Origin of the sequence: Pelomonas sp. KK5 (assembly GCF_001984095.1) — a bacterium.
In the GTDB taxonomy this organism is placed as follows: Bacteria; Pseudomonadota; Gammaproteobacteria; order Burkholderiales; family Burkholderiaceae_C; genus KK5.
The window spans coordinates 1-6,711 of record NZ_LYVQ01000296.1 but is presented as its reverse complement, the minus strand read 5'-3'; the positions used below and the strand labels follow the sequence as shown (position 1 = coordinate 6,711).

The 6,711-nt window shown below is 71.6% G+C and carries 5 protein-coding genes and 1 pseudogene; 5 read left to right on the top strand and 1 reads right to left on the bottom strand.

All coding sequences use genetic code 11. The features are described from left to right. Positions 1 to 739, top strand: a pseudogene (locus B0W88_RS33900) (hypothetical protein); the annotation flags it as partial. Between the two features lie 4 nt (positions 740 to 743). Here the strand turns inward: B0W88_RS33900 and B0W88_RS28520 are convergent. Beyond that, positions 744 to 1,259: a GNAT family N-acetyltransferase gene (locus tag B0W88_RS28520; protein WP_077037935.1), complete on the bottom strand. Its 516-nt coding sequence runs from the start codon at positions 1,257 to 1,259 to the stop codon at positions 744 to 746. Between the two features lie 67 nt (positions 1,260 to 1,326). Between B0W88_RS28520 and pyrF the strand changes: the two genes are divergently transcribed. From pyrF to B0W88_RS28500, 4 genes are all read left to right on the top strand, one after another. Next, positions 1,327 to 2,154: an orotidine-5'-phosphate decarboxylase gene (pyrF, locus tag B0W88_RS28515; RefSeq protein WP_077037934.1), complete on the top strand. Its 828-nt coding sequence runs from the start codon at positions 1,327 to 1,329 to the stop codon at positions 2,152 to 2,154. 114 nt (positions 2,155 to 2,268) lie between these two features. Further along, the gene (locus B0W88_RS28510) at positions 2,269 to 5,571 is read left to right on the top strand and encodes a PAS domain S-box protein (protein ID WP_077037933.1); all 3,303 of its coding nucleotides are present in this window, start codon (positions 2,269 to 2,271) and stop codon (positions 5,569 to 5,571) included. A 4-nt stretch (positions 5,572 to 5,575) separates the two neighbouring features. Beyond that, on the top strand, positions 5,576 to 6,082 hold the full coding sequence (locus B0W88_RS28505; RefSeq protein WP_077037932.1) for an RDD family protein: 507 nt from the start codon (positions 5,576 to 5,578) through the stop codon (positions 6,080 to 6,082). Continuing rightward, positions 6,079 to 6,711: zf-TFIIB domain-containing protein (locus B0W88_RS28500; RefSeq protein WP_144007035.1), on the top strand; the 633-nt coding region annotated here is incomplete at its 3' end. The genes B0W88_RS28505 and B0W88_RS28500, both read left to right, overlap by 4 nt.

Below are 6,711 nucleotides of genomic sequence, written 5' to 3'. Positions count from 1 at the left end.
GCAGGGCGCGGCCCGCATGCGCCTGCTGGTGGCCGATCGCCAGCTCGCCGCCGACCGGCTGCCGCCGAAGCTGCGGTCCAGGGTGCTGGTGGAGCGCGGCATCCAGCTCGACCATCTCGGCCTCGCCGATGGCGCGAAGAACGCCTTCGACGACGCCCTGAAGCTCGACGCCGACAATGCCGAGGTCCACGGCGCGATGGCCGTCAATGCACTGTTGCGCCGCCAGGACGGCGAGGCCGTCGAGCACGCCGGCCGCGCGCTGGCGCTCTCGCCCAACGACACCGCGCCGCGCTACACCCGCGTCTACGCCCGCTACTTCGAGGGCCAGCTGCCCGATGCGCGCGACGAGCTGAAGGAGATCCTGCAGTCCAGCGCCGAGGTCGAGCGCAGCTACGCGGGGATCTGGCTCTACCTGGTCTCGCGCCGCCTCGGCGACGAGGCCGGCGCCAAAGCCGTGCAGATGCCCAGCGACAGCCAGCCCGCCTGGCCCTTCGCCGTGCTGCAGCTGATGCAGGGCCGGCTGGACCTGGACGCCGCGCTGGTCGTGGCCCGCGAGGACGCCAAGACCCGCCCCGGCCGAGAATGCGAGCTGTACTTCTACGCCGCGCAGAAGGCGCTGGCCGACCAGGATGTGGCCCGGGCGCGGACGCTGCTGCGCAAGAGCGTGGACACCGGCGTGGTGGAGTTCAGCGAGTACGCGATGGCCAAGCGTGAACTTGACCGCATCGGGGCCAGATGAGCGCTCAGTCGGGGAAATCGATCGCGAACACCCGCGTGATCCGTTCCTCGCCGGCCAGCACCCGCGTGTCCTCGTGATGCATGCCGATGCTCTCCAGCACCCGCGCGGAGGCCGCGTTGTCCGGCCCGGTGATCGCCAGCACGCGCCGCAGGCCTAACGCGTTATGTGCATGGGCCAGGCAGGCGGCCGCGGCTTCCCTGGCATAGCCCTGGTGCCAGAAGGCCGGCAGGAAGGCATAGCCGATGTCCACCTCCGGCAGCGTGTCGCGCTTGACCAGGCCGCACATGCCGACCAGTTGGCCGTCCTCGATGCGTTCCACGGCCCAGAAGCCGAAGCCCTGGCGCTCGTAGTTGCCGATCAGGCGCTCGCGGATCCAGCTGCGGGCCTCGTCCAGGGTCTTCACGTTGCGCTGGCCGATATGGGCCAGCCAGGACGGCTCGTTGAGCAGTTGCAGGATGAAGGCCGCATCGGCCTCGGTGTACCAGCGCAGGCGCAGCCTCGGGGTTTCCAGCACGAGCATGGGCAAGCAATGTCGAATGTCCAAAACCCGGACAATACGGCAGTTTTCCTGACCGACCCCGCACGCCATGAACTTCATCCAGCAACTCCACGCCGCCGAACGCCTCAACGACTCGCTGCTCTGCGTGGGGCTGGATCCGGAGCCATCGAAGTTCCCCGGCGCCTGGAAGGGCGACCCGGGCCGCATCTTCGACTTCTGCTCGGCCATCGTCGATGCGACGAAGGACCTGGTGATCGCCTTCAAGCCGCAGATCGCCTACTTCCACGCCCACAGCGCCGAGCCGCAGCTGGAGCGGCTGATGGCCCACATCAAGCGCGTGGCGCCGAACGTGCCGGTGATCCTGGACGCCAAGCGCGGGGACATCGGCTCCACCGCCGAGCAGTACGCCCGCGAGGCCTTCGTGCGCTACCAGGCCGATGCGGTGACGCTGTCGCCCTTCATGGGCTTCGACACCATCGAGCCCTACCTGCGCTACCCCGACCGCGGCGCCATCCTGCTGTGCCGCACTTCCAACCCCGGCGGCAGCGACTGGCAGAACCAGCGCCTGGCCGACGTGCCCGGCCAGCCGCGCCTGTACGAGCACCTGGCCGCGCTGGCGCAGACCGAATGGAACAGGAACGGCCAACTGGGCCTGGTCGTCGGCGCCACCTTCCCCGGCGAGATCGCCCGGGTGCGCGAGCTGGCCCCGACGCTGCCGCTGCTGATCCCCGGCGTGGGCGCGCAGGGCGGCGATGCCGAGGCCACGGTCAAGGCCGGCTGGCGCCCCGCGGCGCCGATCATCGTCAGCTCCTCGCGGGCCGTGCTCTATGCGGGCAGCGAGGGCGAGGATTTCGCCGCCGCCGCGCGCCGCGTGGCGCTGCAGACACGCGAGCTGCTGAACACCGCGCGGAAGTAAGTCACCGGGCCGCGCATTAATTCGCAACTAATGCTCAAAATGAGCGGAGTGCAGCGCCGGCGGTGTCTCCCGATGGCGTGAACCCCCTGTTCTCGGAGAGACTCCGCCGGGACCATGAGCATCGACACCCTGGACGACCTGAGCAGCCTGGTCGGGCTTGAGCCCGGCGCGGGTGAACGGAGCATGCTGATCGCGCGCACCGTGCGCTGGCGCGCGGTGCGCGCGATCCTGCTGGTCATCGCCCTGCTGCTGGCGGTGTCCTGCCTGCTGCTGCTGGTCAGCCGCAGCCCCGCCGAGGCCGCCGGCGGCCTGCTGCCGCCCGCGCTGGCGGCCATGGCCGCCCTGCTGAGCCTGGTCGGCGCGTGGCAGGCGCCGCGCCGGCATGCCGGGCCGCTGATGGTGACCGTGCTGGCGATGGCGATGGGCCTGGCGGTGCTGATCGCCGTCTCGCGCGGCGCCGGCCTCTATGCGATCCCGCTGGCCCTGCTGGGCCTGGCCGTGGCACTGGCGACGGGCATGCTGGGCCTGGGCGCCGGCCTGTTCCTGGCGGCGCTGGGCGTGGTGTCGCTGGCCACGCTGGCCTGGGCCGAGATGCAGGGCCTGCTGCTGGCCACCGTGCCGGCGCCGCATGCGCTGGGCTGGCGCCTGGCCGCCCATCTGATGCTGCTACTGACCGGCCTGGCCGTGGGCTGGGCGCTGCTGCGCATGGTGCAGCGCTCGGCCCGCGAGGTGGGCGAGCGCAACGCGCGTTTCCGCGACCTGCTGCGCATGGCCGCCGACTGGTACTGGGAGATGGACCGCGAGTTCCGCTTCACCCATGTGGCCGAGGACAAGCCCGGCATCTCGGGCCTGGACCTGGACGAACGCATCGGCCGCACGCCCTGGGAGGTCGGCTCGATGGGCCTGTCCGACGAGGAGATGGACGCGCACCGCGCCGATCTCGAATCGCACCGCCCCTTCCACGGCCTGGTAGCGCGCCGCCGCGGCGCCGACGGCAGCAGCCGCTTCGTGTCGATCAGCGGGGAGCCGCGCTTCGACGCGCAGGGCAACTTCCGCGGCTACTGGGGCGTGGGCCGCGACGTGACGGCCGAGGTGCAGGCCGAGCAGGCCATCCACGCCACCGAGACCCGCTACCGCGAGCTGTTCCGCCGCTCGCCCTCGCCGCTGGTGCTGCACCGCTGGGGCCGGGTGCTGGACGTCAACCCGGCGGCGATGGCCATGTTCGGCTACACCCAGCGCTCCAGCATGATCGGGCAGGACCTGTTCTCGCACTACGAGCCCGGCGACGACGAGCGCGGCCGCCAGCGCAGCGCGCGCATCGAGGGCATGTCGGTCGGCGCGCTGCTGCCGATGGCCGAGTACCGGCTGCGCACGCTGTCGCGCCGCCGCCGCCTGGTGCAGGCCACCAGCGTGCGGGTGGACGCCGCCGGCGGGCCGGCCACGCTGTCCTTCTTCATCGACCAGACCGAGGCCTCGCGCGCCCAGGAGGCGCTGCGCCGCTCCGAGGGCCTGCTCTCGCACCTGGTGGCCACCAGCCCCGACGTGATCACGCTGACCGAGATGGCCAGCGGCCGCTATGCGATGGTCAACCGCACCTTCGAGCAGCTGACCGGCTACGAGAGCGCCGAGGTGATGGGCCGCAGCGCGGACGAGCTGGGCATCTGGTACGACGCCGGCGAACGCGAGCGCGTCGTCGAGGCGGTGCGGGTGCACGGCCGCGTCAGCAACCTGCCGGTCACCTTCGTCACCAAGAGCGGGGAGCCGATCTCGCTGGTGATGTCGGCGGCGCCGTTCGCGATGGACGGCAAGCAGTACCTGGTCATCAACGCCCGCGACGTCACCGAGACCGAGCGCACCCGCCTGGTCCACGAGGCGATCCTGGCCAATGCCTCGATCGGCATCACGCTGACCCGCGAGCAGCGCTTCGTCCAGGCCAACCGGCTGGTGGAGGAGATGTTCGGCTGGCCGCCCGGCGGCCTGGCGGGCCAGCACGGCAGCGTGGTCTGGCCGAGCCAGGCGGAGTACCTGGAGGCGGGCACGCAGATCGGCCCGCGGCTGGAGGCCGGCGAGCAGATCGAGTTCGAGCGCCGCATGCGCCGGCGCGACGGCAGCACCTTCCTGTGCCGGATCCTGGCCAAGGCGGTCGACCCGAACCACCCGAGCCGCGGCGGCACCATCTGGATCATGGAAGACGTCACCGAGCGCCGCCGCGTCGAGGCCGCGCTGGCCCAGGCCAAGGACGACGCCCAGGCGGCGAGCCGTGCCAAGAGCGCCTTCCTCGCCAACACCAGCCACGAGATCCGCACGCCGCTGAACGGCCTGCTGGGCCTGGCCCGCATGCTGCAGCAGTCCGACCTGGACGATGGCGCGCGCCGCCAGTACCTCGACCAGATGCTGGACAGCGCCGAGAGCCTGTCCGGCCTGATCTCCGACATCCTGGACCTGTCCAAGATCGAGGCCGGGCGCCTCGAGCTGGAGGCCGCGCCCTTCGCGCTGCGCGACATGCTGGCCACGATGCGCATGGCCTACCTGACGCTGGCGCAGGCGCGCGGCCTGAGCTTCCGCATCGAGGTCGGCGAGGGCGTGCCCGCCTGGGTGGTCGGCGACCAGGTGCGCAGCCGCCAGATCCTGTCCAACTACCTGACCAACGCGCTGAAGTTCACCGACAGCGGCTCGGTCGAGGTGCGGGTCCATTCGCTGGGCGACGGACGCATCCGCTTCGAGGTCTCCGACACCGGCCCCGGCATCGCGGCCTCGCTGCACGAGCGCCTGTTCCAGCCCTTCACCCAGGCCGACGAGTCGACCACCCGGCGCTACGGCGGCACGGGCCTGGGCCTGTCGATCTGCCGCGAGCTGGCCACGCTGATGAGCGGCGAGGTCGGCGTCATCAGCGAGCCCGGCCACGGCGCCACCTTCTGGGCCGAGCTGCCGCTGCCGGCCACCACGCCGCCGTCCAGCGCGCGCCAGCCGCGCGAGGACATCGCGCAGCCGCCGGGCAGCCGGGGCCTGCGCGGCCTGCGGGTGCTGATGGTGGAGGACCATCCGGTCAACATGATGATCGCCGTGGCCCAGCTGCAGCAGTGGGGGCTGGAGGTCTCGCAGGCCAACGACGGCAGCCAGGCGATCGAGGCGGTCAACGCCGCCGCGGTGATGGGGCGGCCCTTCGACGCCGTGCTGATGGACGTGCAGATGCCGGTGATGAGCGGCCACGAGGCCACCCGCGTGCTGCGCCAGCGCTACCCGGCGCAGGAGCTGCCGATCGTCGCGCTGACCGCGGCGGCGCTGGTCTCCGAGCGCGACGAGGCGCTGGCCGCCGGCATGAACGACTTCCTCACCAAGCCGATCGACGCGCCGAAGCTGCGCCAGACGCTGGTACGCTTGATCGGCGATCGCGACAACGACCAGACACGGAGCTGAGGCCATGGCTGCTGCGGATGAGTTCGAATACGTCGGCTTCTGGCCACGCGTCGGCGCCAGCCTGATCGACACGATCCTCGCGTCCGTCGTGCTGTGGCCGCTGCTGGGCTGGCTGGCGCCGAAGGACGTCACCGTCGTGCAGGGGCCCGACTGGTCGATCGAATCGCTGAGCGTGATGCCCAGCCGCCCCGGCGAGTTCCTGATCACCCATGTGCTGCCGGCGATCATCGTGATCATCTTCTGGATCAAGTCGGGCAGCACGCCGGGCAAGATGGCCATCGGCGCGCGGGTCGTCGATGCGCGCAGCGGCGCCGCGCTGACGACCGGCCAGGCGATCGTGCGCTACCTGGGCTACTACGTGTCCATCATCCCCTTCTGCCTGGGCCTGCTGTGGGTCGCCTTCGACGGGCGCAAGCAGGGCTGGCACGACAAGATCGCCGGCACGGTGGTGATCCGCAGCAAGAAGAAACGCGGCACCGAGCCAGTGAGCTTCGACAACAGACCAGCATGAACTGTCCCCACTGCGCAGCGGCGATGCAGCCGCTGCTGCTGGAGGGCCACTACGGCCAGCGGGTGGAGACCGACCTCTGCGCCACCTGCGACCTGATCTGGCTGGACCAGCTCGAATCGGTCAACCTCTCGGGCCTCGGCTGGGTGCGGCTGCTGCGGCGCATGCAGCAGGCGCAGCGCGAGTCGCCGGGCGTGGCGCCGATGGCCGAGCCGCCCGGCTGCCCGCGCTGCGGCACGCGGCTCAAGCCGGTGCACAACATGAGCACGCTGGGCCGTTTCGGCGAGCTGGAATGCCCGCGTTGCCGCGGCGGCCTGGCCGGCTTCGCGCAGCTGCTGGCGCGCCGCGGCCTGGTGCGGGCGATGAGCCGGCGCGACCTGGACGTGCTGCGCCAGGAGAAGCGCGACCCGGCCTGCCTGAACTGCGGCGCCGCGCTGGAGCGCGAAGCCTGCGCCCGCGGCCTGCTGGACCAGGACGCGCGCTGCAGCTACTGCACCAGCCCGCTGCTGGTGCTGGACATGCCGCGCTTCTTCAGCGCGCTGCTGATGCGCCATGCCGAGCCGGTGCGGGCCGACCATCTCGGCTGGCCCTGCCGCGGCTGCGGCGCGCCGGTGGAGCCAACGCACGGCGCG